Annotated in this window: 1 protein-coding gene; it reads right to left on the minus strand. The window is 73.0% G+C overall.

Annotation, left to right across the window (positions count from 1 at the left end):
- On the minus strand, nt 1-1,269 hold a 1,269-nt coding region (locus GT030_RS00705), incomplete at both ends, for an ATP-binding protein (RefSeq protein WP_161199319.1).

Consider the following 1,269-nt stretch of genomic DNA (forward strand, 5'->3'; position numbering starts at 1 on the left):
ACCGGCCGGACGGTGGCCGCCTGGGCCGCCTCCCGCTGCGCGGGCCACGGGTCGCGCTGCTGCGCGATGAGGTGCCGGGGCAGCAGGACGACCACGCCGGTGCCGCCGCGCGAGGAGGGGCGGTAGCTGACGTTGATCCGGTACTTGAGCGCGAGCAGTCCGACCACGGCGAGGCCCAGCCGGGTGCCCTGGAGGGAGGCGAGGTCGGCCATGCTGCCGGCCACCGCGCCCTCGGCGTGCCGCATGGCCGCCTCGGACATGGTCAGTCCGCTGTCCTCGACGGTGACGACGATCCCGGCCCGGTGCTCCTCGACGTAGACGTGCACCTCGTCGGTGGGCGGAGAGAAGTTGGCCGCGTTGTCGATCAGTTCGGCGAGGAGGTGCATCACGCCTTCGGCGGCGAATCCGGAGATCGCGGCCTGGGAGGTGAAGTGCAGCCGCACCCGCTGGTAGGCGGCGATGCGGCCGATGGCACCCCGGAGGATGCTCTCCATCCGGATCGGCTTGTTCCAGGTACGGCTGGTCTTGCCGCCCATGAGCAGCGCCAGCCGGTCGGCGATCAGCACGAGCTGGGAGGTCTTGTGGTCCAGCCGCATCAGGTCACCGAGCATCTTGCCGTCGTGTTCGTCCTGCATCGCCCGCAGGTCGGCGAGCATGCTGACGGCCTTGGCCTGTACGCGGCTGAGTGCCTTGGTGGAGGCGATCCGGGCACCGCCCGCGCGCCGCTCGCTGCGCGCCAGTTCGCGGACGACCAGCTCGCTCAGGTCGTGCATCAACGGCATCCGGGGCAGCGTGAGTTCACCGAGGACGGTGTCGGCCGAGCGGCCCTCGGCGAGCCGGGCGACGGCGGCGGGCAGCGTCTCCCGGCCGAGCCGGTCCGCCTCGGCCAGCACCTCGTTGAGCGCCTCCTGGATCTGCCGGGACTCCTCGTCGGCGGCGGCCGCGCGGCCCACGGCCTCCTCCAGGGCGCCGGCGGAGAGCTGGGCGAGCCGGCGCAGGTTCTGGTCGTTGGGCATCGACACGCCCGCGAGCGCGTCGGCGGCGCCACTGCCGGTCAGCACCAGGTTGTGCAGGGAGGGCAGCGTGACGTTGACCAAGTGGCCGGTCTGTGCGGCCGTTTGCTGTGCCTGCGCGCGGAGCCGGTCGTTCTCGGCGGCCTGGGTGGCGGCGGCGAGCCTGGCCCGGCGGACGAGGAGGTGTCCGACGAGCACCGCGACGGTGACGCACGCCCACCCCGCGCCCGCCACGATCAGGGTCCATCTGCGGGTG

This window comes from Streptomyces sp. SID1328, from assembly GCF_009865595.1.
Lineage (GTDB): Bacteria > Actinomycetota > Actinomycetes > Streptomycetales > Streptomycetaceae > Streptomyces > Streptomyces griseoluteus.